Origin of the sequence: Pseudoalteromonas sp. TB64 (assembly GCF_000498095.1) — a bacterium.
Classification (GTDB): Bacteria; Pseudomonadota; Gammaproteobacteria; order Enterobacterales; family Alteromonadaceae; genus Pseudoalteromonas.
In genome coordinates this window covers 1-26934 of record NZ_AUTQ01000169.1, presented here as the reverse complement: position 1 = coordinate 26934, position 26934 = coordinate 1, and the positions used below count along the sequence as shown (strand labels likewise).

General features: G+C 38.5%; 20 protein-coding genes and 3 pseudogenes. 19 read left to right on the top strand and 4 right to left on the bottom strand.

From position 1 onward, the window contains the following. The 3 genes from L647_RS0114155 to L647_RS0114145 form a co-directional block, all read left to right on the top strand. Positions 1 to 1010, top strand: a 1010-nt coding sequence (locus L647_RS0114155) for a 2-oxo acid dehydrogenase subunit E2 (RefSeq protein ID WP_024611660.1), incomplete at its 5' end; no start/stop codon positions are given. A gap of 184 nt (positions 1011 to 1194) precedes the next feature. Continuing rightward, positions 1195 to 2619: a dihydrolipoyl dehydrogenase gene (gene lpdA / locus L647_RS0114150; protein ID WP_024611659.1), complete on the top strand. Its 1425-nt coding sequence runs from the start codon at positions 1195 to 1197 to the stop codon at positions 2617 to 2619. Between the two features lie 214 nt (positions 2620 to 2833). Then, on the top strand, positions 2834 to 3514 hold the full coding sequence (locus tag L647_RS0114145) for a tRNA-uridine aminocarboxypropyltransferase (RefSeq protein WP_024611658.1): 681 nt from the start codon (positions 2834 to 2836) through the stop codon (positions 3512 to 3514). Between the two features lie 22 nt (positions 3515 to 3536). Here the strand turns inward: L647_RS0114145 and L647_RS0114140 are convergent, their stop codons facing one another. Beyond that, complete coding sequence (locus tag L647_RS0114140; protein WP_024611657.1) at positions 3537 to 4034, bottom strand: hypothetical protein; 498 nt, start codon at positions 4032 to 4034, stop codon at positions 3537 to 3539. Positions 4035 to 4915: 881 nt separating this feature from the next. Here L647_RS0114140 and L647_RS0114135 point away from each other — a divergent pair. From L647_RS0114135 to L647_RS0114120, 4 genes and pseudogenes are all read left to right on the top strand, one after another. Beyond that, positions 4916 to 5920, top strand: a complete 1005-nt coding sequence (locus L647_RS0114135) for a Fe(3+) ABC transporter substrate-binding protein (RefSeq protein WP_024611656.1) — start codon at positions 4916 to 4918, stop codon at positions 5918 to 5920. Beyond that, positions 5920 to 7528, top strand: a pseudogene (locus L647_RS01000000124275) (iron ABC transporter permease). The gene L647_RS0114135 and the pseudogene L647_RS01000000124275 overlap by 1 nt, the downstream one beginning before the upstream one ends. Further along, positions 7529 to 8578: an ABC transporter ATP-binding protein gene (locus L647_RS0114125; RefSeq protein ID WP_024611655.1), complete on the top strand. Its 1050-nt coding sequence runs from the start codon at positions 7529 to 7531 to the stop codon at positions 8576 to 8578. Between the two features lie 48 nt (positions 8579 to 8626). Then, positions 8627 to 9529, top strand: coding sequence for a Dyp-type peroxidase (locus L647_RS0114120; RefSeq protein ID WP_024611654.1), 903 nt, complete (start codon positions 8627 to 8629; stop codon positions 9527 to 9529). A gap of 16 nt (positions 9530 to 9545) precedes the next feature. Here L647_RS0114120 and argR read toward each other — a convergent pair whose 3' ends face one another. Then, complete coding sequence (gene argR / locus L647_RS0114115) at positions 9546 to 10013, bottom strand: transcriptional regulator ArgR (protein ID WP_024611653.1); 468 nt, start codon at positions 10011 to 10013, stop codon at positions 9546 to 9548. A gap of 226 nt (positions 10014 to 10239) precedes the next feature. Between argR and mdh the strand changes: the two genes are divergently transcribed. Further along, entirely contained in the window at positions 10240 to 11172 is a 933-nt protein-coding gene (mdh, locus tag L647_RS0114110) for a malate dehydrogenase (protein WP_024611652.1), read from the top strand. 85 nt (positions 11173 to 11257) lie between these two features. Here mdh and ispB read toward each other — a convergent pair whose 3' ends face one another. Then, the gene (gene ispB, locus L647_RS0114105) at positions 11258 to 12229 is read right to left on the bottom strand and encodes an octaprenyl diphosphate synthase (RefSeq protein ID WP_024611651.1); all 972 of its coding nucleotides are present in this window, start codon (positions 12227 to 12229) and stop codon (positions 11258 to 11260) included. Between the two features lie 422 nt (positions 12230 to 12651). On the opposite strand from ispB, the gene rplU reads away from it, so the two are divergent. The 8 genes and pseudogenes from rplU (at position 12652) to L647_RS0114055 (ending at position 18110) form a co-directional block, all read left to right on the top strand. After that, complete coding sequence (gene rplU / locus L647_RS0114100) at positions 12652 to 12963, top strand: 50S ribosomal protein L21 (RefSeq protein WP_024611650.1); 312 nt, start codon at positions 12652 to 12654, stop codon at positions 12961 to 12963. A gap of 16 nt (positions 12964 to 12979) precedes the next feature. Beyond that, a complete protein-coding gene (gene rpmA, locus L647_RS0114095; RefSeq protein ID WP_002957747.1) occupies positions 12980 to 13237 on the top strand; it encodes a 50S ribosomal protein L27 in 258 nt (85 codons plus the stop codon). Positions 13238 to 13390: 153 nt separating this feature from the next. Continuing rightward, positions 13391 to 14542 (top strand): Obg family GTPase CgtA, encoded by a 1152-nt coding sequence (gene cgtA / locus L647_RS0114090; RefSeq protein WP_024611649.1) that lies wholly within the window; start codon positions 13391 to 13393, stop codon positions 14540 to 14542. A 72-nt stretch (positions 14543 to 14614) separates the two neighbouring features. Further along, positions 14615 to 15106 (top strand): type 3 dihydrofolate reductase, encoded by a 492-nt coding sequence (gene folA / locus L647_RS0114085; RefSeq protein ID WP_024611648.1) that lies wholly within the window; start codon positions 14615 to 14617, stop codon positions 15104 to 15106. Between the two features lie 78 nt (positions 15107 to 15184). Continuing rightward, positions 15185 to 15559 (top strand): DUF3718 domain-containing protein, encoded by a 375-nt coding sequence (locus tag L647_RS0114080; protein ID WP_024611647.1) that lies wholly within the window; start codon positions 15185 to 15187, stop codon positions 15557 to 15559. A gap of 567 nt (positions 15560 to 16126) precedes the next feature. Next, positions 16127 to 16477 (top strand): annotated as a pseudogene (locus L647_RS1000000126475) (IS3 family transposase); the annotation flags it as partial. 76 nt (positions 16478 to 16553) lie between these two features. Next, positions 16554 to 17706 (top strand): annotated as a pseudogene (locus L647_RS1000000125360) (IS3 family transposase); the annotation flags it as partial. Positions 17707 to 17813: 107 nt separating this feature from the next. Next, on the top strand, positions 17814 to 18110 hold the full coding sequence (locus L647_RS0114055; protein WP_024611644.1) for a transposase: 297 nt from the start codon (positions 17814 to 17816) through the stop codon (positions 18108 to 18110). Positions 18111 to 18312: 202 nt separating this feature from the next. Here L647_RS0114055 and rapA read toward each other — a convergent pair whose 3' ends face one another. Further along, positions 18313 to 21207: an RNA polymerase-associated protein RapA gene (gene rapA / locus L647_RS0114050; protein ID WP_024611643.1), complete on the bottom strand. Its 2895-nt coding sequence runs from the start codon at positions 21205 to 21207 to the stop codon at positions 18313 to 18315. 304 nt (positions 21208 to 21511) lie between these two features. On the opposite strand from rapA, the gene L647_RS0114045 reads away from it, so the two are divergent. From L647_RS0114045 to L647_RS0114035, 3 genes are all read left to right on the top strand, one after another. After that, a complete protein-coding gene (locus L647_RS0114045; RefSeq protein WP_024611642.1) occupies positions 21512 to 22909 on the top strand; it encodes a PhoH family protein in 1398 nt (465 codons plus the stop codon). 46 nt (positions 22910 to 22955) lie between these two features. After that, positions 22956 to 26108, top strand: coding sequence for an ATP-binding protein (locus L647_RS0114040; RefSeq protein ID WP_029880481.1), 3153 nt, complete (start codon positions 22956 to 22958; stop codon positions 26106 to 26108). Positions 26109 to 26142: 34 nt separating this feature from the next. Continuing rightward, positions 26143 to 26904 (top strand): IS5 family transposase, encoded by a 762-nt coding sequence (locus tag L647_RS0114035; protein ID WP_024611512.1) that lies wholly within the window; start codon positions 26143 to 26145, stop codon positions 26902 to 26904. The last annotated feature ends 30 nt before the right edge of the window (positions 26905 to 26934 follow it).

The following is a 26934-nucleotide window of genomic DNA, read 5'->3' as shown; positions in this document are numbered from 1 at the left end:
CAGCGGCTAAAACTGAGTCGGCACCGGCTCAAGCAGCACCTGCAAAAGCAAGTAATGAAAGCTTCACAGAAAACAGCGCGTATGCTCATGCATCACCTGTTGTTCGCCGCTTAGCGCGTGAGTTTGGTATTAATCTAGCTAACGTTAAAGGCACTGGTCGTAAAGCCCGTATAGTTAAAGAAGACGTGCAAAACTATGTTAAAAACTTAGTTAAGCAAGTTGAGTCTGGTCAATTATCAGCAGGTAGTAATGCTGGTGGCAGCGAGCTTGGTCTTATTCCATGGCCTAAAGTAGATTTTGCTAAGTTTGGCGAAATTGAAGAGCAAAAGCTGTCTCGTATTCAAAAGCTATCAGGCAAAAACTTACACCGTAACTGGGTGCAAATCCCACATGTTACACAGTTTGACGAAGCTGATATCACAAGCCTTGAAGTATTCCGTAAAGAGCAAAATGTGCTTAGCGAGAAGAAAAAGCTGGGTGTTAAAATTACACCACTTGTGTTTGTAATGAAAGCAGCTGCAAAAGCGCTTGCTGAATTTCCAAAATTCAACTCATCGCTTTCTGAAGACGGCGAAAGCTTAATCCTTAAAAAGTACATTAACATTGGTGTTGCAGTTGATACGCCAAACGGTTTAGTTGTACCAGTGTTTAAAGATGTTGATAAAAAAGGCATTATTGAACTATCACGCGAATTAATGGAAGTATCTGTTAAAGCACGTGACGGCAAGCTTACATCGTCTGATATGCAAGGTGGTTGTTTCACTATTTCTAGCCTTGGCGGTATTGGCGGTACGGCATTTACGCCGATTGTTAATGCACCAGAAGTGGCTATTTTAGGTGTGTCTAAGTCTGAAATGAAACCTAAATGGAATGGCAAAGAGTTTGAACCAAAACTAATGGTTCCGCTGTCTATGTCATACGACCATAGGGTTATTGACGGAGCCTTAGCTGCACGCTTTACTGTGACTCTTGCAAGTTACATGAGCGATATTCGCCAATTGGTGATGTAATCGTTAGATAATAAATAGAATCAAATCCCAGCCAGTTGTTTTTAGCTGGGATTTTTACCATTTGCAATGATACAATCTTTGTACGAATTGCATCACTTTGTGCGCTGCTCACTCTTTCTGCCTTGCAGAAACATGGCAGTTAAATTTTAGGGCAGTGTCCCGTTCAAACAATTAAGGTAAAAGCATGAGCAACGAATTAAAAACTCAAGTTGTTGTACTAGGCGGTGGTCCTGGTGGTTATTCTGCGGCTTTCCGTGCTGCTGACTTGGGCTTAGAAGTTACATTAGTAGAATCTCGTGAAACATTAGGCGGCGTATGTCTTAATGTTGGTTGTATTCCTTCTAAAGCACTTTTACACGTAGCTAAAGTGATTGATGACGCAGCTGAAATGTCATCTCACGGTGTTACTTTTGGCGCACCAAAAATAGATTTAGACCAAGTTCGTTCTTGGAAAGATTCTGTAGTTGGCCAGTTAACTGGCGGGCTAGACGGTATGGCTAAAATGCGTAAAGTTAAAGTTGTATCTGGTTACGGTAAATTTACTGGCAGCAATACTTTAGTAGTTGAAGGCGCAGATGGCGCAACAACTATCACGTTTGATAACGCGATTATTGCAGCAGGTTCTAAACCAGTTAACTTACCTTTCATCCCACAAGATGATCGTGTAATTGATTCTACTGGCGCATTAGAGCTTAAAGACGTACCAGAAAAACTACTTGTACTTGGTGGTGGTATTATCGGTCTTGAAATGGGTACGGTTTACCGTGCGCTAGGTTCTGCAATTGACGTTGTAGAATTTGCTGACCAATTAGTTCCAGCAGCTGATAAAGACATTATCAAAATTTACCAAAAATACGTAAGCAAAAAATTCAACGTAATGCTTTCAACTAAAGTTGTTGGCGTTGAAGCTAAAAAAGACGGCTTATACGTAACGTTTGAAGGTAAAAACGCACCAGCAGAACCAGTTCGTTACGACAAAGTACTTGTTGCAGTTGGTCGTACTCCGAACGGTAACTTACTTGATGCTGAAAAAGCGGGCGTAAATGTTGATGAGCGTGGCTTTATTAATGTTGATAAGCAATTACGTACTAACGTAAGCCATATTTTTGCAATTGGTGATTTAGTTGGTCAACCTATGCTTGCGCATAAAGCGGTTCATGAAGGTCATGTTGCTGCAGAAGTTATTTCTGGTCAGAAGCATTTCTTCGACCCTAAATGTATTCCTTCGATTGCGTATACTGACCCAGAAATCGCTTGGGTAGGTGTTACTGAGAAAGAAGCAAAAGAGCAAGGCTTAAAAATTGAAACTGCGGTATTCCCGTGGGCAGCATCTGGCCGTGCTATTGCATCATCTCGTACTGAGGGTTCTACTAAACTTATCTTTGATAAAGAAAGTGGCCGTATAATCGGTGGTGCTATGATTGGTATTAACGCGGGCGAAATGCTTGGCGAAATCGGTCTAGGTATTGAAATGGGTGCTGATGGTGAAGACTTAGCGCTTACTATTCATGCTCACCCTACATTGAATGAATCTATTGGCCTTGCAGCTGAAATTTTTGAAGGTTCGATCACTGACTTACCAAACAAAAAAGCAGCTAAAAAGAAGTAATTTAACTTTTTAGTTTTTGTTTGAAAAACCCAACTTAGGTTGGGTTTTTTTATGCCTATTTTTAGCTTAGCTCAGCTGTGTGAGTTAGTCGGCATAGTGTTAATAGATGAATAATTTTTAAAACAAACTATTCTCAAATTCAAACTAGATAAATATAAGATTAAATAACGATAAGTCGTTACAATGCGGGCTTAATTAATTGAAGGTAAATACAGTGAAAAACTCAGTTTTAGCATTACGCGCTCAACAAATAAGTGAATCACGTCGTGAGTTTAATGCTCGAGGCGCAAAAATGGATCGCTGTGAGCAATGCCTAATAGCTAAGCATTACTGTATTTGTGAAGGTGTTGAGCACGCAGATTGTAAAGCAGCGGTATGCTTACTGATGTATCACAATGAAAGCTTTAAACCTTCTAATACAGGGCGCTTAATTGCTGAAATAGTACCCGATAACCATGCATTTAGATGGGATAGAACAGATCCTAACCCAGCTCTTTTAGCTTTGATAAGCGATTCACAATATCAGCCATTGGTTGTGTTTCCGGCTGAAGATGTAGAAGAGGGTAGAGCAATTACAGAAGTGAATATTGAAGAAGGTAAAAAACCTTTATTTATCTTTTTGGATGGTACTTGGCGTGAAGCCAAAAAAATGATTCGTAAAAGCCCATACTTAGATAACTTGCCTGTACTTTCTGTTACTGCTGATAAGCTATCAGATTACCGCTTACGTGTTGCCCCTCATGCGCATCAATTAGGTACTGCAGAAGTTGCTATTATGGTATTGGCTCTTGCGGGCGAAATGGATGCATCTTCAAAATTAGAGCAGCATTTTATTAAGTTTCGTGATGCCTATTTATTAGGTAAGCGAAATAAAGGCAGACCGCTGTCTATTTAGTTTGACGCTATGCATTTACAGGCTATTGACCTAGGTGAAATTTAGCTTTTCGTTGAATTGCTTTAAACCCCAACTCAGAAGTAAGCTGTGCTACGGTTTCGTATATGCTACTTAAATTTGTATGAACTTCAGTAGACGAATCAAACCCATCTAGTTTCATTTGATTAGTGCTCGCGGTTATTTTAAAAAAATAATCGCAAATATTAAGCTTGCCTACAAAGCGAGTGTTTTTTATAGCATTAGCGACTTTATTAAGTTGGTAACCAAAGGGGTCAACTCTTGCGTAGCTGCCATATTTTTTTGTTCTTATGTCACTTTCTAAGTTAATTATTACGTTAATAATATTTTTAAACTCATTTAAAGACATATTCAAAAAATCATAGTATTGAGTGTTCAATAATGTTTGATATGGGTTTTTCTTTACTAAGTAATCGTCAAAAGATCCAACTGATTGTAGTTGCTCTAGCGAATTTATTTTAGAAATATCAGCTGAATTGCTGTAGTTGAATTTTAAGCACATACCTGTGAGTTATTAACGAAGCTATGCTTACATATCGGCAGAGTGCTTAAGTAGTTTAGCTATTTTTTATAACTTTATTTTACGGTAGGTGTAGAGTGTTGTGCGTTGTGTTTTAAATGAAGAAAAGCGCGCTCTATTTCTAGAACGCGCTTGCGGAATCTTCTAATTTTCTGCATCCTGCAATTGAACTTAATCAACTCCAATTTTCACTAATCCATGTTTATTACTATATTACTTTTTAGTTCTATGTAATGTAGACCAATCCGGGTCTGTATCCTTTATTCCTAAACATCCTGTAGGGTAAATACTATTACCAAATCCTTATATTGCACTTCCAAGTGCATCCATTTTTAACAAATCCATTGTGTTACCTCTAAAGGCCTGTCCGTGTATTCCTTCAACAACCTGTTAAACAACTTAACCCGTGTTGTTATCCTTTTCGCGTCTTCCTAACGCTATCCTTTGTGCAACATTCCATTGCGATACTCATCCAGAGCCTGTCCTAAAATCCGTTCTGTCCTTAGTAACCTAATCATTGGTTGTTCGAGTAAGTAATCCATTTCCATTTACTCGATAAGCATCATTGCTTGCTTGATGTGGTAATTATAAAGAGCTTAGGCAACTAAAGTAGGACATAAACTGTATTTAATTTGTATTTACTCAATAGTAAAAACAAATAAAACCTTTAAATATAATGGCTTACTGGTTTTGTGCTGGTTTTTTGTATAGCTTTTTACTCATTAGCTGCCATATCCGTGAGAGATCTCTTACACGGCATTTCCTTTTTGGACGCTTTTATCTGTTTACAATTATTTAAAGTGTGCACTTTATTGCTGATCACGATAGAATTATTTGATAATAGTTATTATTTAGGTGAAGTAATGAAAAAAACACTCGCTACCGTATTAGGGTTAGTTGTATCGGTACCTGCCTTTGCAAATGATGTCGTTAATATTTACTCTTTTCGTCAACCGTATTTAATACAATCAATTTTAGACGATTTTACAAAACAAACAGGTATTAAAACCAATGTTGTTTTTGCTAATAAAGGACTAATTGAGCGTGTTAAACGCGAAGGAAAACACAGTAAAGCCGATTTGGTTTTAACCTCTAATTTTAGTGCGCTTGTTCAGTTAGAAGACCTAAATTTAACGCAAACTATAAAGAGTGATAGCGTAAATGAAAATGTTCCTGCTGCTTTTCGTGATGGGGATGGGCAGTGGATTGCGCTAACAAAACGTGTACGAAATGTTTATTCATCAAAAGAACGTGTTGGTAAATTACCAGAGCTTACCTATGAAGATTTAGCTGATCCTAAATACAAAGGGCAAATTTGCACTCGCTCAGGTAAGCATCCGTATAACTTAGGGCTTGTTGCATCAATGATTGCCCATCACGGTGAAGCTGAGACTAAAACGTGGCTTGAAGGTGTTAAAAGTAACTTAGCGCGTAAACCTCAAGGTAATGACCGTGCTCAGGTAAAGGCTGTTAAAGAGGGATTATGTAACTTAGCGTTAGGTAATAGTTATTACCTTGGCAAAATGTTGCAAGATGACGAACAAAAATCATGGGCTGAAGCGGTAAATATTAATTTTCCTAATCAAACAAATCGTGGTTCGCATATAAATGTTTCTGGCGCTGTTATTACAAAGTATGCAAAAAACGCCGAAAATGCCTTGAAACTCATAGAGTATATGACCGACAATAAAGCACAAAACATGTATGCCTCGCTTAATATGGAGTATCCGGTTAAGGCTGGTGTTGAATTATCAAGTTTGGTTGCGTCTTGGGGAGGCTTTAAGGAAGACAGCTTACCACTGGATGAGATCAGTAAATATCGTCCGTTGGCACTTAAGCTGATTGATGAGGTGAAGTTCGATCTTTAATGACTTATAAATTTAAGCTGTCTAAATGGCAGCTCTTTGCGTGGTCGACAGGTTTATTATTGTCGGCTCCGTTGTTTTTTCTTCTTTTTGAATCTTTACAAGGCGACTCAGAGGTGTTTACTCACCTTTGGAATACTGTGCTTTGGGATTATATAACAAATACTGTACTGCTTATTTTAGGCGTGGGTTTACTCAGTTGTGCAATTGCATTGCCGCTTGGTTGGCTTACTGCGTATTGTAGCTTCCCAGGTAAAAAACAGTTTGAATGGGCACTTATGCTGCCCCTTGCTATGCCCACCTATATTATTGCCTATGTATATACCGATTTACTCGATTACGCGGGACCCATACAAATAGCACTTAGAGACTGGTTTGGCTGGCAGTCTCCTAACGATTACTGGTTTTTTGATATACGCACATTACCGGGGGCGATGGTGATGATTGCCTTAGTGCTTTATCCTTATTTGTATTTGATTTTTAAAACCGCATTACGAGAACAATCCTTTAAGTTAGTACAAGCAAGCCAATTGATGGGGCTTACACCTAGACAAAGTTTTTTTAGAGTGAGCTTAGTGCTCTCTCGTGGGGCAATTGTAGCGGCTTTAGCGCTAATTAGTATGGAAACGATGGCTGACTTTGCAACGGTAAGCTACTTTGCAGTGAGTACATTAACTACGGCTGTATACGACACGTNCTGCCGCAAAAATATCAGGCGTTATGCTGCTACTATTATTTTTAGCATTAATGGCAGAGCGTTTTAGTCGTCGCGAGCAAGCGGTATTTGAGCGCCAATCAAGCGTTAATAGTGAATCCCTTTATATATTAAAAGGTAAGTCGGCTTGGCTAGCAACTGCTTTTTGTAGTGTTATTTTGTTTCTTGCTTTTGTGTTGCCCGTGGCAATTCTTTTAGGTTATGCAATTACTTATTTTGACAAAGCATGGAATGTTGAATTTTTTAGCTATGCTTGGCAAAGCTTAAAAGTAGCTGGCATTGTTAGCTTAGTCACAATTTTTTTAAGTATATTGGTTGTGTTTTATCAGCGGGTATCTAAAAGTACTTATCCACTTATACCTGGGCGCTTAGCAAGCACCGGTTATGCGCTTCCTGGTACGGTGCTTGCCATTGCAGTATTACTACCGCTCACATTATTAGAGAACTCTATTAACGTTGCACTAGAGCCTTATAATCTTGATATAGGTTTGTTACTTACGGGCAGTATTATCACTATTATTATTGCTTACGTTGTGCGTTTTTATGCGATTGCACATGGTGCAATCGAATCGAGTTTTTTACGTATTAGCCCATCACTTGATATGGCAAGCCAGTCAATGGGTAAAAGCCAAGGGCAAACGCTTCGCTTAGTGCATTTACCTTTATTACGCCGAGGGTTGCTTACAGCAGCATTGCTTGTATTTATTGAGTGTATGAAAGAGCTACCAGCAGCATTATTACTCAGGCCCTTTGGGTTTGAGAGTTTAGCTACGCATGTATTTCAATATGTAAGTGATGAGCAGTTAGAGCTTGCTTCTGTATCGGCTTTATTTATCGTTGTTGTTGGGTTTATTCCTTTGTATTTTATTAATCGTTCTATGGAGCAACGTAGCTAAATGAGTAGTTTAATTTTGCAAGGCGTAAGCTATCACTATAATGGCACGCAGGTGCTTCATGGTTTAGATTTAACGGTTGGTAAAGATGAAATTGTGTGTTTACTCGGAGCCAGTGGCTGCGGAAAAACCACGACACTTAAAGCAATCGCTGGTTTAATTGAAGCTAAGCAGGGCAGTGTATTTATAGATGCAAAGCTGGTGAGCGATGGACAAACATTTGTATCGCCAGAGCACCGTAATATAGGAATGATGTTTCAAGATTATGCATTATTTCCTCATTTAACTGTTGCTAATAATATTGCATTTGGGCTAAGTAAAATGAATAAAGCTCAAAAACAGCAACGCGTTGATGAAATGCTTAAACTCGTGCACTTAATTGGTTGTGCCGATAGGTTCCCGCATCAACTTTCTGGTGGTCAACAACAACGTGTTGCGATTGCTCGCGCACTTGCTTACAAACCAAGTTTACTATTACTCGATGAACCTTTTTCAAATGTAGATACGCAAGTACGCTTTGAATTAATTGCTGATATTCGTCGAATTATTAAAACCCAACAAGTATCGGCTGTGTTTGTTACGCATTCAAAAGAGGAGGCATTTGCTTTTTCAGATACGCTTGCCATTATGCATCGGGGTAAAATTGCGCAACAAGGGTCGCCAGAGCAGCTTTTTACATCACCAAGTTCAAAGGAGGTTGCAGAGTTTCTGGGTCAGGGCATATACTTAAGCGCAAATGCATTAACAGCAACTGAATATAAAACGCCATTTGGTGTAGTCGAGTCTGATGTTTTACATAAGCACAAGGCAAGAGTTGGGCAAATATATGTTCGCCCTCATCAAATAGAGCTAATTAGCGACAACACAAGTGATAAGCAAAGCGAGCGGGCAGAAATATTAAACAGTCGTTTTATTGGCTCTGCTTATGTTTACACTGTTGTGATTGCAGAACAAGAAATTGAAGTTGCTGCACAATATGGCCAGTCATTTGAGCAAAATGAACAGGTTATAATAAAAATAAAACCTCATACGGTGAATTTCTTCGAATTATAATTAACTTTAATTCGCCGTGTTTATTTGTTTATAAGCTAAGGAATAACAATGGCGCAAGCGCAATCAGGGATTTGTGCTGAAGCAAACTTACACGGTTTGCATTTATTTTTTAATGTATTTGATGGTCAAGATGAGTCTCTGCGCGCAAAACTAAAGCAAGTGAATGCGATTGAAGAAGAATTTAGCGATCAGTTTTCTGAATCAATGTTGTCTTGTATGGTTGCTATTGGTGCGCAGTATTGGCCGCATATTTTACCTGAATATATCCCGAGTGAATTACAAAGCTTTCCAAATATAAATCACAGCGATCACTCTATGAGTGTTCAGCCATGCGATTTATTTGTACAAATACGTTCTGATCGAGAAGACGTTAATCATTTATTTGCGTTGCAAATTTTAAAGCTATTTGCACCTGATGTAGAGTTGGTGGAGCAGATTCGTAACTTTCGTTTTTTGGATGGTCGAGACTTTAACGGTTTTATTTATGGTGGAGATACTGCGCTTGGAAGAAAAAAGCGTGCTACGGCATTAATAAATAAACCAGAGAGTTTTGAAGATCAAGGCAGCTATATCCATGTGCAGCGTTATAAACATGATTTAAGCGTATGGCAGCATTTGTCGTTGAGTGAACAAGAACAAATAATGGGTCGAACACGCCTTGATAATACACTGATTACACCAGCTTTAGAGACCTCTCATGCTGTACGTAACGAGTTAAAAGATGAAAACGGACAACCACTACTATTAAATCAAAGTATGCCTTACGGTGATGTTTACGAGCAGGGAATGTTATCTATAACATGCGCCTCTACAGGTACTGCATTTGAAAAGGTATTAAAAAGCCGTCTTGGGGAAGGAGAGTGCTACGACCATTGGCTTGATTTTACTCAANAAGCCGATATGGGCTCTGCTTTTTTTGCACCCTCAGTAGGATTTTTAAAGCAGCTTTAAGCTTTTACTTAATTTATTAAACGTTATCAAATAAAAGTCGTACACGCTCCAGTGTTACGTCTATTTCAGATATTTTTGCAGGAGCGATAAATATTGTATCGTCGCCTGCAATTGTACCTAATACACCATCTGCTTTGCCTAATGAATCAAGTAAACGTGCTATTAATTGTGCAGCGCCAGGGCTAGTACGAATAATGATCATCATTTCGTTATGCATAATATCAATAACTAATTGGCGTAACGGACTCTTTGCTGTTGGTACACCCATTTCCGCAGGTAAACAGTAAACCATTTCTTGTTTTGCATTACGAGTACGTACAGCACCAAATTTACTCAGCATGCGCGATACTTTACTTTGGCTTATATTGTCAAAGCCTTGCTCTTTTAACGCGTCAACTATTTCGCCTTGAGAGCCAAAGTTTTCTTCTTTTAAAAGTGATTTAAATGCTTTTACCAGTGCTTCTTGTTTATCTTGTGGTTGCATAGCCTACATTCATTTTTTGTTATTTATGCTGTAAATTCTACACAATAATGAATAATTATGCAGTAGTTGTTTACTTAACTTGCCAGTTTGAGGTTATTAAATTAATAAGTTTACGACTATGGTCGAAAATATACTTAAAATAAGCAGGATAAATTTGTTTTTAGCTCTTAATTTCTTTATCTTATGTGCCACAAGTATTTCCTACCTCAAATTACGGAGAATTCCAATGAAAGTTACTGTATTAGGTGCTGCGGGCGGTATCGGTCAAGCGTTGTCTTTATTATTAAAAACAGGTTTACCAGCTGGTTCTGAATTATCACTTTATGATGTTGCACCAGTGGTTCCAGGTGTTGCGGTTGACCTTTCTCACATCCCAACAGATGTAAAAGTAGCTGGTTTTGGCGCTGATGAGTTAAATAAAGCGCTTGAAGGTTCTGATATCGTTCTTATCCCAGCGGGTATGCCACGTAAACCAGGTATGGATCGTGCTGATTTATTTAATGTAAATGCTGGCATCATCAAAACTTTAGCAGAAGGCATTGTTGCTAGCTGTCCTAAAGCGTTAGTGGGTATTATTACTAACCCAGTAAACGGCACTGTTCCAATTGTTGCTGAAGTATTTAAAAAAGCAGGTACTTACGACGCTAAACGCGTATTCGGTATTACTACTCTTGATGTGATTCGTTCAGAAGCATTTGTTGCTGAACTTAAAGGCGTTGACGTAGCGACTGTGAAAGTTCCTGTAATCGGTGGTCACTCTGGTACAACTATTCTTCCTTTACTTTCTCAAGTTGAAGGCGTTAGTTTTACTGATGAAGAAGTTGCTGCACTTACTCCACGTATCCAAAATGCGGGTACTGAAGTTGTAAATGCTAAAGCTGGTGGCGGTTCTGCTACATTATCAATGGGTGCTGCTGCTGCACGTTTTTGTATGTCTTTAGTTAAAGGCCTACAAGGTGAAGACGTTGTAGATTACGCATACGTTGCTGTTGAAAATGGCGATGCAGAATACTTTGCACACCCAGTACGTTTAGGTAAAAACGGCGTAGAAGAAATTCTTTCTTACGGCGAGCTAAGCGCATTTGAAACTAAAGCAAAAAATGACATGCTTGAAACATTGAAAAAAGACATAAAAGAAGGTGTTGATTTCATGGCGTAATAGCCTAAATCAAGTATTAAAAAAGCCTGCATTTGCAGGCTTTTTTATTGTTCGGAGTTTATGCACATAATATAAAGTGTTAAAGCTAGTGGTCGCGATCAACCGCTATGCGAGCAAGGCTTATTAACGCTTGCTTATAATCAGACTCAGCTAAAAAGTCTAAACATGCGATAGCTTTATCTGCTTCAACTTCAGCTTTTTTCATTGTAAATTCAAGTGCATTAGTTTGTTTAAGCGCAGATAAAATATCATCTAAGTGATCCATGCCATTACTATGCTCTATAGCATCACGTATAAGCTGCGTTTGCTGCTCGTTACCGTGTTGCATTGCATAAATAAGTGGAAGGGTTGGTTTGCCCTCAGCTAAATCATCACCAATGTTTTTACCTAGTTGGTCGGCATCTGCATTGTAATCAAGTACATCATCAACCAATTGAAACGCAGTACCTAAATGCATACCGTATGCATTTAATGCGTCAAGAGTTGCTTGGTCTTGTTCTGTAATAATGGCAGCAAGCCCCGTTGCAGCTTCAAATAATTTAGCTGTTTTTGAATAAATAACCTGCATATAACTCGCTTCAGTTGTATCTGGGTCATTACAATTCATAAGTTGCAGCACTTCACCTTCAGCAATAATGTTAGTCGCATCGGCAAGTACCTGCATAACTTGCATTTTACCAAGACCAACCATTAGCTGAAATGAGCGAGTGTAAATAAAGTCACCAACTAACACACTTGCCGCGTTACCAAATTCAGCATTTGCTGTGGGCGTGCCTCGTCGTAAATTTGATTCATCTACAACATCGTCATGTAATAACGTCGCCGTATGAATAAATTCCACGATAGTTGCGAGCGTAATGTGATCTTTACCCTGATAGCCAAGCGCTTTAGCCGCTAGAATAGCCAGCATTGGGCGTACACGTTTACCACCGCTGTTAACAATGTATAAGCCAAGTTGGTTAACTAAGGCTACGTCTGAGCGCATTTGCGCATGTATAAGTTGATTGACGTCATTCATATCGCTTTTGATTAACGCCTGGATAGCTTGTATATCCATTGATCTCCGAGCCAATTTTTATGTGTGAACGGCGCAGATTGTACAACAAAAAAAGGGCTAGCTCGATATTTTGTGACGATTCGTTGAAAAAACACCTTTAAAGTTCTTAATAGAGGCTTAATTAGCAAAGATACTTGATTAATAGATAATCAAAACCCAGTCGTTATTGAGTTTAATAATTGTACCGCAGCGCTCATATTTAAAAGCATTAATTTATTTACGCGAACTGTTAAAAAGCCCTTGGCAAAAGGGCTAATTAATATAAAATGGGGGAAATAATGAATTGTCCTCAATGTAGCTACTTTTTATTCTTTTTAATTACAAAACAGGGTTGCTTGTTTTTTAGCATTAGCGTAGACTTCGCGCCCTATCGAAGAATATTTTAGTTGTGCCGATTTGAGGGCACACAGACGGAGTTAATTATGTACGCGGTTTTCCAAAGTGGTGGTAAACAGCATCGTGTGACTGAAGGTCAAACGATTCGTCTTGAAAAATTAGACGTTGAAACTGGTGCGGCAGTTGAATTTGATTCAGTGCTTTTAGTTGCTGATGGTGAGAAGATTGAGATCGGTGTACCGTTCGTAAACGGTGGCAAGATAACAGCTGAGGTTGTTTCACACGGTCGCGGTGAAAAAATTAAAATTGTTAAATTTAGACGCCGTAAAAACTCTCGTAATCAAATGGGCCATCGTCAATGGTTCACTGAAGTTAAAATCACTGGCATTAGCGCTTAATTAGAGGTACTTAGAAATGGCACATAAAAAAGCAGCTGGTAGTACTCGTAACGGTCGCGATTCAGAAAGCAAACGCCTAGGTGTTAAGCGTTTTGGTGGCGAATCAGTTCTAGCGGGTAGCATCATTGTACGTCAGCGTGGAACTCGTTTTCACCCGGGCACAAACGTAGGTATCGGTAAAGACCACACTATCTTCGCAAAAGCAGATGGTAAAGTTCAATTTGAACAGAAAGGTCCTTTAAACCGTAAATACGTAACTATCGTAACTGAGTAATCAGTAAGGTAGTTAAAAAACCCCGCCTTTGCGGGGTTTTTTGTTTTCAGTTCTTTTGCAATATATACCTAAGTATTTTTTCGTTGTGTGCTCTAAAGGCTACTTCGGTATATAATAGTTAAATTAACAAGCCAATCCCTAAAGTGAGTAATCATGAAGTTTGTAGATGAAGTAGAAATTCGCGCAGAAGCTGGTGACGGTGGCAGCGGCATCGTGTCTTTCCGTCGTGAAAAATATGTTCCAGATGGTGGACCTGATGGCGGTGACGGTGGAGACGGTGGTAGTGTTTATCTACAAGCTGATGAAAACTTAAATACCCTTATCGATTATCAATTTGAACGCTTTCACAGAGCTGAACGTGGTACAAATGGTCGTAGTCGTAACTGTACTGGCAGAAAGGCTGATGACTTATTTGTTATGGTACCGGTTGGTACACGTATCATGGATGTTGAAACACAAGAAGGGCTTGGCGATTTAACTCAACATGGTCAAAGAATTTTAGTTGCAAAGGGTGGTTTCCACGGCTTAGGGAATGCGCGTTTTAAATCAAGCACTAACCGAGCACCTCGTCAAAAAACGTTGGGTACACCAGGTGAAGTACGTAACCTTAAGCTTGAGCTACTTTTATTAGCTGATGTAGGCTTGCTAGGCTTACCAAATGCGGGTAAATCTACATTTATACGTAGCGTATCTGCAGCTAGACCTAAAGTTGCAGACTACCCGTTTACTACGCTTATACCTAACCTAGGTGTAGTGCGTCCTGAAGCTAATAAATCATTCGTTATTGCCGATATTCCAGGCTTAATCGAAGGAGCTTCTGACGGTGCTGGCTTAGGAATACAATTCTTAAAGCATCTAGAGCGCTGTCGTGTGTTATTACACATAATCGATCTAATGCCAGCTGATGGTTCAAACCCTATTGATAATGCGTTTGCTATTATTAATGAGTTACATCAGTACAGCCCTAAATTAGCCGAGAAGCCGCGTTGGTTGGTATTTAATAAAATAGATTTATTACCGGAAGACGAAGCAAAAGCTCTATGTGAAAAAATTGCAGAAGAGCTAGGCGAAACTGAAAATATTTATAGCATCTCAGCTATTAATAAACTTAATACTCAGCCTTTAATTCACAACATCATGACGCTGCTAGATAGCATGCCGAAAGAGAAGTTTGCTGAAATTGAAGATGAAGAAGTTGAGTTTAAGTGGGACTCTTATCATAAAAAAGCCACTAAAGGTGACGATGATGATTGGGACGACTGGGATGAAAGTGATTACGACGTAGAAGTAGTCTACGAGCGTTAATTATAATTGATTATATAAAAGGAGCTTATGCTCCTTTTTCTTTGTTTGGTAATAAAGTATTAGGTATTTAGTGTGATAATTTCAATGATCGCCGCTATGGCAAATAACCGTGTAATTGGTCTAGATAATAAAATGCCTTGGCATTTACCTGCCGATCTTCAGCATTTTAAAAAAGTGACTACGGGTAAACCTGTAATCATGGGACGTAAGACATTTGAGTCTATTGGTCGTCCTTTACCAGGTCGACGTAATATTATTATCACTCGAAATAGCGAATATCAAGCTGTAGGTATTGAGACTGTAACAACGCCGGAGGCTGCATTAGAGCTGGTTTGTGATGTTGAAGAAGTTATGATAATTGGTGGTGGAAATATCTATCAGCAATTTTTAGAACGCACAGATCGTTTATATTTAACCTTTATTGATTTAGACGTTAAAGGTGACACTCAGTTTCCAGATTATCAAAAAGTAGCCAATTGGGAAGTGAAAAGTGAAGAAAGTAAACAGCCTGATGATAAAAATAAACATAGTTATAAATTCGTAACTTTATATAAAAACCGATAACATTATTGCGAAAACCTTAGTAGATTGGTACAATATTAACCAATCAATATAAGAATAAAGTACCAGGAAGGGTTTTCAATGTTTAAATTACCAAAGCTAGTTGTTATTGCTGCTATAACAGCCGGTTCATTTGTTTATACAGCACCTGCAAATGCAGATGATCAATTGGCTGTATCTATTTGTGAGTATATTGCAGCGGACGACAAAAACCGTTTACGCAGTAAACTTAAAAGTTCTCGTGTAAAAATTCGTAATATATACGATGCGGTCGAATGTAATGGTAATAACTTATTACGCCATGCTGTTGCAAGTAGCGCAGTAGATACGGGTGAGTACATTGTTAAAAACTTATCTAAAAGCTCATTAGCAGATGGCGCAGACATAGCCTGGGCTGAGAGTAGCTATGCTAGTTCACCTCTTATTGCAGTAATTAAAGAGCGCGCGGGACTGTAATTAAAATAGTTCAAACAGTATTTTTATGCAAAGCCATATATTCAAAATATGTGGCTATTTCTAAATCTATAGATTGCTTAATATTTAATATAGTGTAAAGATTAAACCTTGATGTGTATAAAAAATATGCAGCAAGATCTACTAATTTTGATATTTTTGAAATGTGTTGATTTTGGTTAGTACTATCGAAATAAACTATCTTTATTTTTGTTCAATTCCTATAGCTATAAATAAAAGGGGTTTACGAGATAGGCGCCATACTCTAAACATATAGCTAGCACTTCGTGGTAAGGTAAACTGTCTCCTATTAGCTTGACTGCCTGACTTATGATTGATGCGTTCGTTTCCGCTCTACAAGACTGATAAGTACATTAATGTGGTCTTTATAGATAACGAAGTAACCTCCCCCCGAATACTAGTTCTTTCTTTTGTATCAATAATATTAGGCAGTGTATCAATGTTAATGCGGTTCCTAATAAAGCCTCTATACTCTTATTGGAGGTAGCTTTCAAAGATCCGTTGATCTGTCTTGTCCTGAAATGTGTTTACACATTTAGGACTTATTTTATGAAAACTACTAAAACTAAAGACGTTAAGCGTACTCAACGAGATTATACATTAGGCTTTAAATTATCCATTGCTGAGCAAGTAGAAAAAGGCGACTTCACGTATAAATAAGCGCAAAGTCATTACGGCATTCAAGGTCGTAGCACCGTTCTGATATGGCTGCGAAAATATGGTAAATTAGATTGGTCCTATATGACCAACATGCCTAAATCGAAAGAAACCCCGGCACAAAAAATTAAACGTTTAGAGCGTGAGATAGAATACTTATGCCTAAAGGATTTAATCAAAGATGAAATGATTAATATAATGGATGAAAAATATGGAGCGGGTTTGCGGAAAAAGTACATATCTGTAGTGGTGCAGTAATTTTAGTCACCCATTAAGAAAGAAATGTTATGCTATTTGCATACAAATTTGGGTGAAAAAAATGACGAAATTAAACCGTGTAACGTACTTTTCTGTAGTCGAATTAGAAATAAATCAACTTGTAGTTGACCAAGGTTATACGCAAGAAGAATCAGCCAAAGCGATGGCGGTTGGTAAATCAACCGTCAGTAAATGAGTTACTCAATTAAAGCTAGAGCGAAATGGTCAGTCACCATGAGTTTCACCAATGACGCCTGAATAAATTGAAATAAGTGAGCTTTAAAAAATATAAAACATTGAATCAGAAAGAATATATTAAAAAGGCTACCGCTCTCTTGATGTCTGGATCCCTAAATAATTCTCGTTAATCGAGAAACTAAATCAACGAGAGCGTTACCCTATTAGTGTTTTATGCAGCCTATTTAATGTGCATCGTAGTAGCTATGAATACTGGGCTCTACGCGATATAACATCCACTCCTGAGTAAATAAGGTTAGAGGGTGAAGCTCAAAGCAATACATGGAATAAGTGGAGGCTCAGCAGGTGCGAGAACAATAGCTACAATAGCTACAATAGCAACGAGTAATGACTTTGAATTGAGTTGTTATCGTGCTGCTAATCTAAAAAGCTGCCAAGTATCTCAACATTTATATAAACGCGGAGGTAATGAGCACCTTGAAATCCCAAACCTGCTTGATAGGCAGTTTGATGTTGTTGAGCCAGATACTGTGTTGTGTGGTGATGTAAGGTATATTTGGACAAGTAAACGCTGGACTTATTTAGCCGTTATTATTGATTTATTTGCATGCAAAGTGTTTAGCTGAGTAATGTCGTTGTCGCCAGACACTAATTTAACGCTAAAAGCGCTTGAACTTGCGTATGAAAGTAGAGGAAAACCGACAGGACTGATGTTCCACTCAAACCGAGGTAGTCATTATACGAGCTTGAAGTATCGCTAACGTTTATGGCGCTATAAAATCATATAAAGTATGAGTAGGCGCGGAAATTGTTAGGCTAATGCGCCAATGGAGCGATTTTTTAGAAGCTTTAAAACGGAATGGATGCCAAAGATTGGATATGGAAGTTTTACAGATGCTAAATATAGCGTTAGTGGTTACATAAATGAATATTACAATAATGTTAGACCATATTGCTATAATGCTGGTTTAGCGTCAAATGAGTCTGAGGTCAGATACAAAGATTCTAAAACTGTGACCAAATTTTATTATCCACTACACCTGTTTATTATGAATTATCGTGTTGAAATACATATGATACCGTTCACGGAGAGTCACTCGTAGCCAATTGCACAGCAAGCAATGTGGCTGTCGCAGACAAAGTCTACGATAGTAAAATACAGAGGGAATTTAACACTACAGCCTTTATTCTATGTGAGAGTAGTAGCTTAGTGGGGAATGAAGATATTGACTGGTACATGTATAAATATAGGCACTTGGTTGAGAATGTATTTGGTCGAATTGAGCAATATAAAGGGATAGCCACAAGGTATGAAAAGCTTGAACGAAGCTATCATTCAATGCTCGTCTTAGCGTTTACTATGATGTGGCTACCAATATGGGCGAGTGATATACGTACAACAAAGAACAACAGAGTCTAAAGTAAAACTTGAATATTTATAAAGGCACGCTAAATGTTGTAATGTCGATCATTTAAGGAATCCTTGAGATCACTTAAACGACCTTAATACTTTATAAAAGATCCGAATTCTTTTATACAACTTCTTAACACGATAATAATACAGCATCGAACATAATGATTTTGTATTATTATCGAAAAGGTCTATAACCCGACACTGAGGATTAGTGTGAAACCACTATTAATCGAATTGCATCAAGTTGTAACTGCGTTTTTTCAATATACGTAGTTATGTCGTTGCGTTGCTTATCGTAGAAGGTAATTTCTTCTTGGCGAATATTTGGGTTAATTTGCTTAAGGGCAACAAGTCGCTCTTGCTCTTCATTTAGTGACGTTTGCATTTTAGCAAGCGACGCTGCGCGAATAACTTCAAGCTTTTCTTGTGCCATATCTTTAGCGGTAGCAATCATAGGGTGTACAGCACTTTGCAATGCGCCCGCAAGTTTACTTGCTGTCTGACGACCAACAGCAGATAACTGCTGATTAAAACCTTCAAACGCTACGTTTTCGCCAAGGTTATTGCCTGCTTTATCAAGCAATATACGAATTGGTGTAGGTGGTAAAAAGCGACCAACTTGCAATACTTTTGGCGCCATTGCTTCGGCAACAAAAATTAGCTCAACAAAAAAGGTACCTGGCGGTAATTTTTTGTTTTTAAGTAATGCTACTGATGCGCTACCAAAGTCGTCGTCACAAATCATATCCATGGTGCCTTGCACCATTGGGTGATCCCAACTAACAAAGTGCACGTCTTCTTGCGAAAGCGCTGTTTCGCGATCAAAGGTAACCGTCATACCGTCTTCTTTAAGCGATGGGAATGATGGGTTTAACATATGTTCAGTTGGTTTTAAGATAATGGTATTTTCACCTTTATCTTCTTGGCTTACACCAAATGTGTCGAACACGTTGATCATGTAGCTTGGTAATTCAAACTGATTGTCGAGTTTTTCGATTTCAGCTACAAGCGAATCTGCAGCACCTTGACCCGATGAATGTAGTTCTAGTAAACGATCTCGTCCGCTTTCCATTTTTTTACGCAGTACGGCATTTTGCTGTGCTACTTGCTCAAGTAATGGATCTAGTTCGTCTTCATCGCAGTTATGCGCAGAAATATATTCAAGTAGGTCATCACGGAACTCTTTATAAAGCATTTGACCCGTTGACGAGGTAGATTCGAATGCGTCTAGACCTTCGTTGTACCAACGTAGCAGTACTTCTTGAGCGGTGTTTTCAAAATATGGAACATGAATGTTCACATCTTGTGTTTGACCTATACGGTCTAATCGACCAATACGCTGCTCTAGTAAATCTGGGTTCAATGGTAAATCAAACAATACTAAGTGATGTGAAAACTGGAAGTTACGACCTTCTGAGCCAATTTCTGAACACAGTAATATTTGTGCATTATCATATTCATCTGCAAAAAATGCAGCAGCGCGGTCTCGTTCAATAATAGACATGCCTTCGTGGAATACCGATGCTTTAATTGCTTCGCGTTCACGCAGTATTTGCTCAAGACTGATAGCTGTTTCAGCTTTAGCACATATAAGTAGTACTTTTTCGCGCTTAAGCGTTTTAAGTGTTTCGATTAACCAATCTACACGTGGGTCAAATAAACCCCAGCTTGCGCTTTCACCTTCAAACTCTTGAAATATTTTTTCAGGGAAAAGTGCACGATGTGCGCTTAGTTCAGCATTTTGAATGCCACCCATGTTGCCTAGTACCGACATAGCGGTTTTATATTGTTTTGGCAGTGCCATTGGGTAAGCGTGTAATTTACGACTTGGGTAACCATCAATGCCGCTACGGCTATTTCTGAATAATATACGACCTGTGCCGTGGCGATCGAGTAGCATGTTAAGTATTTCTTTACGTGCTGGTAAATCACCTTGCTGTGCTTTTTCAAGAATATCAGTAATATCGGTTTCTTTTAATAGCTCAATTAGTGTGGCTTTGGCTGCGTCGTCTAGCCCTTGCTCTTGCAGTAATTGATTTGCAGCTTCAGCTACGTCTTTATAATTTGCTTCTTCTTCTTTAAACACGTCGTAGTCGTAAAAACGATCAGGGTCGAGTAATTGCAAACGTGCAAAGTGGCTGCTGTGACCAAGTTGATCAGGCGTTGCTGTAAGTAAAATAAGGCCTGGAATATCTTGGCTAAGCTCTGCCATACGTTGGTACTCTGAGCTTGGCTTACCGTTATTTATACTTAGGTGATGGGCTTCATCGATTACTAGTAAATCCCAATCAGCAAGCGTTGCTTGTTCAAACCAGCGTTTTTTCTTGGTTAAAAACTCAAGGCTTGTAAGTACCAATTGCTCTGTATCAAACACGTTTGGTGAGTCGGCAAACGCTTCGTCGCAACGTTCTTCATCAAAAATAGAAAAGTGTAAGTTAAAGCGGCGTAGCATTTCTACTAACCATTGGTGTTGTAGGTTTTCTGGTACAACTATTAATACGCGACTTGCACGACCACTAATAATTTGTTGGTGTAAAATCATGCCAGCTTCAATTGTTTTACCAAGGCCTACTTCATCTGATAAAAGTACACGTGGTGCAAAACGTTTACCCACTTCTTGGGCAATATAAAGCTGGTGCGGAATAAGATTAGCACGTTGACCAATTAAGCCTTTAATAGGCGATTGTTCACGTTCAAATTTATGTAACCACGTTTGGTAGCGAAGTGTATAGCGATCAAAGCGATCTACTTGACCAGCAAATAAACGATCTTGTGGTTTATTAAACTTAATAAAATGATCTAAAAAGGTTTCTTTAAGCTTGGCAGTTTCGCCGTTATCAACACGGGTGCCGTGATAACACAATAACTCACCTTGTACTTCAATAGACTCTACTTCTAATTCCCATTCTTCAACGCTTTTGATCACATCGCCAGGATTAAATGCCACACGGGTAACCGGTGCTTCTGCCGAAGAATAAACACGGCTCTCACCACTGGCAGGAAATAATATGCTGACCTGACGGCCTTCAATGGCAACAACGGTGCCTAATCCTAAATCTGACTCTGTATCACTGATCCAACGCTGACCTAAGGAAAAATTCATGTATGTCTCGTCTATGATGAAAAAGGCGGCTATGTTACCTGTAAGCTAACACCACTGCAAGGCGCTATTTGGCTCACTTTTAATTAATTATGTAAGTGTTAATTATTACTATTAAAAAGGCTAATACATGATTCTTTTTTAATAAATCAAAACTAATTGTAGTTTGTAATAAAACGGACTTTTATGACAAATAGACTAAACTTACAATGTGCCTTGGCAATTAAGTATTGCAGGTTTTGGTTTTGCCCGTTTTACTTAGTTATTTGGGTATAGCATAAAAATCATAAAACGTAAGGAAAGTGCTATGGAAAAAGCTTCGAACCTTGAAAGTAAAATGTATGTGCTAGATACCAACGTACTACTTCACGAACCCCTCGCTTATTTGTCTTTTCAAGAACATGACGTTGTAATTCCGATGACAGTGCTTGAAGAACTCGACCACATAAAAGATAGAAAACATGATGTGAGCCGCGATGCGCGCGTTGCTATTCGTGGATTAGATGAAGTACTTAAAAATGCAACGCCCGAGCAAATGCTACAAGGTGTGGCGCTGCCAAGTAATAAAAAAGCAAAAGCGAGCTCTGCGGGTACGCTTATTATTGTAAATGATCATTTATTTGCTGACTCTATTTCTGGTTTGCCAGGTAACGAAAACGACCACCGTATTATTAATTGCGCGGTGTATTTACAAAAACAGCACAGTGATTCAAAAGTAATACTTGTTACAAAAGACATAAACATGCGCTTAAAAGCCAAAGGCGCAGGGCTTAAATATGTTGAGGATTACCGCACCGACCAACTTATTGACGATATAACCTTACTTACCAGCGGCTACAAAAAAATAGAAGGCGATTTTTGGGACCATGTAGGACAGTGCAATACTGAGCAACATGGGCGTGATACGTTTCATCATGTACCTAAAGATTTAATACCCGATGTATTTTGTAACGAGTACTTACTCGATGGCTGTGAGCATTTTGCTGCGCGTGTTAAATCCTATGATGATGAGCACATAACGCTCAAAGATATTGGTGTTGAGCGTTTAATGAATCACAGTGCGTGGGGCGTTAAACCAAAAAATATTTATCAGGGTATGGCGCTTGACGCTTTACTTGATACAAGTATTGAGCTTGTTATTTTAACTGGTCCAGCAGGATGCGGTAAAACCTTATTAGCGCTTGCTAGTGCTCTTGAAATGGTCATCGAAAAAGGTATTTACGATAAAGTAATAGTAACTCGTAATACCCCCGAGATTGCAGAATCTATTGGTTTTTTACCTGGTACGGAAGAAGAGAAAATGGCGCCGTGGCTTNCAGCCATTACCGATACATTAGAGGTATTACATAAAGGCGACGAAAACCCAATATCGAGCCGAAACTACATAATGGAAAAAGCTAATGTTCAGTTTAAGTCGGTTAACTTTATGCGAGGTCGCAGTATTCAAAACGCGGTAGTAATTTTGGATGAAAGTCAAAATTTAACGTCATCTCAACTCAAAACGATTATTACTCGCTGCGGCGAAGGCACTAAATTAATTTGTACGGGTAACTTGGCGCAAATAGACAGTAACTACCTAACACCGGTTACATCGGGTTTAACGTATATAGTTGAGCGCTTTAAAAACTTTGAAGGCAGTGCAACAATAAACCTCAATGGTGTGGTGCGTAGCCGCTTAGCGTCATTTGCGGAAGAAAATTTATAACTTGCGCTTAACAAATTGGCTCGNGAGCCATAACGCGGACACTACGTTGAATTTTCTACCTCTCAAACATTATTATCGATCTTTATTTGTTGCGCTTTTAGTACCTCTAATTGTTGCTTTTTTACTGTGTCTGCATTTATATACAATTAAACTTGAGCGAGCTGTTGAGAAGCGCGAAGCTGATTTTGATAGTGTGTCTGCACAGGTAACTCATGGCATGCAGGCTGCAAGTGACTTACTAACCGCTATGTTTACCTTATATCAGCAACCGCCATTTCAGCCGTTTAATAATAGTTTGCTTGAAAATATTAATCAGTACGATGGTTATTACTATCGCGATTTTAATCATCAAGGCACTGAGATTATTGGCAAAGGAAGTTTTGCATATTCTGCTCGTGCGCTTTTGCAGTGGCAGCAGGTTATAGCTTTAGGACCGTCGTTTAATACAACACTTGCGTTAATGCAGTCTTTGTCTGCGGTTGCTTATGTTGACGATGATGGTTTTGCTTATGTGGCTAGGCGTAATAAGAGCCATAGTTTGTTATTAACTGAGGTTTTAAACGGTAAGTTTAAACCTGAATTTGCCCCAAATAAATTATCTTCAAGTCCTATTATTAAAATAAATGATAAAGCGTACTTTGCAATTGGACGTCAGCGAGAAATTGGTTCTCACGACTATATTATTTTAATTTATGATGTGCAGGCTATTTCCGCTTGGTTAAAAAAAATATCTCCTGTTAATGGCGGTGAATATGTTTTTATGAACCAGTCTCATCAAATTATTGCCAGTTCAAAAAATTCAATTGATCAAGTTATAGAGCTAGAGCCTTACTGGCCAAAGCTAGATGAATTCCATAAAAAATCGACTGTATTAACCGGTGATAATAATTACTTTATGCAAGCAGTGGGTGCTTTACCTATCCATGCCGCGTTTTACGAACCTAAACCGCAATTAGTAAATCCTATTCGATATGAAATATTATTAGAATTTGTATTTTTAACCCTATTTTTGAGTCTTATGTTTTGTGTGTTCTTTTGGTTGAGCCAGCGTATTATTGTTAAACCAGTTACACATTTAATGTATTACTTAGCACAAAGTGACGAGCAGCAAAACGGTCAATTAAACTATAAAGTTCCACTTAACTGGCAGCCTTGGTTTTCTAAAGTAAAGCGTGTGTTTTCTAAAAATAAAGAGCTGGTGGAATCGCTGCAAAATGCAAATAAAGAGCTTGATGAAAAAGTACAGTTACAATCAGAAAAACTAAGTCGTAGCTATGAAGCTAAAGAGCGCCACTTAGCCCTACTTAATACAATGTTAAACAGCGTGCCTGATCTTATTTATTTTAAAAATATAGATGGTTCGTTTTTAGGATGTAATAAAGCGTTTGAAGCTTATATAGGTAAAGATCAAACTGCATTAGTTGGTAAACATGTAGATGACTTAGGTGACAACGATCAGCAAATAATTGCGCTAGAAAAACAAGTTTTACAAAATAGAAATAGCGTTGAGCAACGAATAGAAACTGATACCAAGTCGTATCAATTAACAATTGCACCATTTTACAATGAGCACCAGCATTTGTTGGGAACAATGGGGATTGGTCGCGATATTACCGAGCAACAGCAGGCTTTACTTGCCTTAAAAGCATCTGAATCTAAATTTAGAAGTGCGATTGAATTTGCTGCAAACTGTGTGGTATTGCTTTCACTAGAGCATACTATTTTACAAGTTAATAAAGCGGCTAGAAAGCAATTTTCTGAGCAACAAGTGTTAGTAGGTGAGCCACTTAAAGCTTTATTTAATGAATTGCAGTGGGAGCAAATTAAAACCACATTAGCGCAATTACTTGACGATAAAAAAAGGGTATATCACTTAACACTGGCACGAGGAAACTTAACTAGCTGGTTGCAATTGAGTGTATCGCTTGTGTGGGATGAAAGCCGCGATCCTGCTTATTACGTTATTCATATTCAAGATGTTAGCGCACTTACGAAAGCTAAACACGATGCAGAGCGAGCTACACTTGCTAAAAGCCGTTTTATAGCTAATTTAAGCCACGAAATTCGCACTCCACTTAATGCCGTTTTAGGCTTACTTGATATGTTAATTGAGCAAGGGCTTACTCAAAAGCAGTTACAACAAACTGATCAAGCTAAACATGCTGCGCATAGCTTACTACTTATGCTTAATAGAATGCTTGATTTTGCACGAGTAGAAAGTTCACAAGCTGAACTAAAGCAAGCATCGTTTAGTGTGATTGAATTAATTGATATTTGCGATAGTTTAACGGGACCTTTATGCGAAAATAAAGGTATAGAGTTTATTATTGATATAGACCCGTTAATTTCCCCCGACCTTATATGCGATAGTATTAGGCTACAACAGGTGTTGGGTAACCTATTAACAAATGCGGTTAAATTTACTAAAACAGGTTCGATAACCCTTAAAATGGACTTATTGCAAAGTGATAGCGTAGATTTACAGTATATTTGCTTTAAAGTTATTGATACAGGAAGCGGAATAGATAAAGCCGATCAAAGACGTTTATTTGATGCATTTACACAAGGTGATGAATCGTCAACACGAATACATCATGGAGTGGGTTTAGGTTTAGCGATAGTTAAACATGCGGTGTCGCTAATGGGCGGCGAAATCACTCTAAAAAGTGATAAAGGGCAAGGGTGTGAGTTTTTCTTTAGTATTGCACTTCAAGTAGATAGAACAAAAAATAATGTAATACAAAATAATACATTAGCTATTGTCTCTGAGCGTAGCAAAGAGCTAAAACGCGTTGCAGGTGCTTTTTCTGAACTAGCTAGTATTGACCTTGACGAAGTTTTAAAATATCCAATAAAACTTTCACATGCTGAGCAATTAATTATAGATGTAGCCGACTTACCTGTACTACTTAATGTAGAGGCGATAAATGATTCATTATCGTCAAAAGCAACACCGGTTATTATTATTAATCATCAACACACATTAAGTTTACCTAATAGCGAGCATTTAGCGGCACGGCATGTTAAAGCATCAGCGCTTGGTCAGCGGTTGCTAAATTTAAGCTCCGGCTCAGAGTTCAAATCAGTAATAGGTACGCAAATATTAAGCATACCGGAACTTAAAAAGGATATATCGGGTCTACTAGGGCGTGTTGATCTTTGCGGTATAAAAAACAAACAGCATGAGGATAAGGTATAATTGAATTCGCTAAAAAACGTTACACCGAACCCTCATGCCAAGATTAATGTTAACAGACGCGACATGGAATGTCTTATCAAAAGTAATGCACTTAAGTGGTCGAATTTATAATAAGCCTGAGCATAGAAAAACGCTCGAAGGCATACTCTATAAGATGCGTACCGGTATTCCTTGGCGAGATTTACCGTCTTATTTCGGCTCGTGGAGTGCTATCTATAGACGATTTAATTTATGGTCCAAAAAAGATATTTTGAATGAATTATTTCGTGTGTTATCCCACTATGCTGATATGGATTGGATCTTTATTGATGGCAGTATTGTCAGGGCTCACCAGCATAGTTGCGGTGCAAGAACCGCTGGCAATGAATCAATCGGTAAGAGTCGAGGTGGCAATTCGACTAAAATTCATCTTGCAGTAGATAGCGGAGGATTGCCTGTTTATTATGAATTATCCTGTGGAAATACGCATGATATCGTCCATGCAGAGTCACTTGTAGACAATTGCCCAACGAGTAATGTGGTTGTCGCAGATAAAGGCTACGATAGTGAAAAACTAAGAGAGTTTATTCGTGATAATAGCGCTACACCCGTTATTCCACGCAAGGATAACAGTTTAGTGGGTAATGAAGATATTGACTGGTGCATGTACAAATATAGGCACTTAGTTGAGAATGCCTTTGGTCGGATCAAACAATATAGAGGGATAGCTACAAGGTATGAAAAGCTTGAACGGAATTATCATTCCATGCTCGCTTTAGCATTTACTATGATGTGGCTACCAATGTGGGCTGATTAATATATATACTACAAAGATCAACAGCCCCTA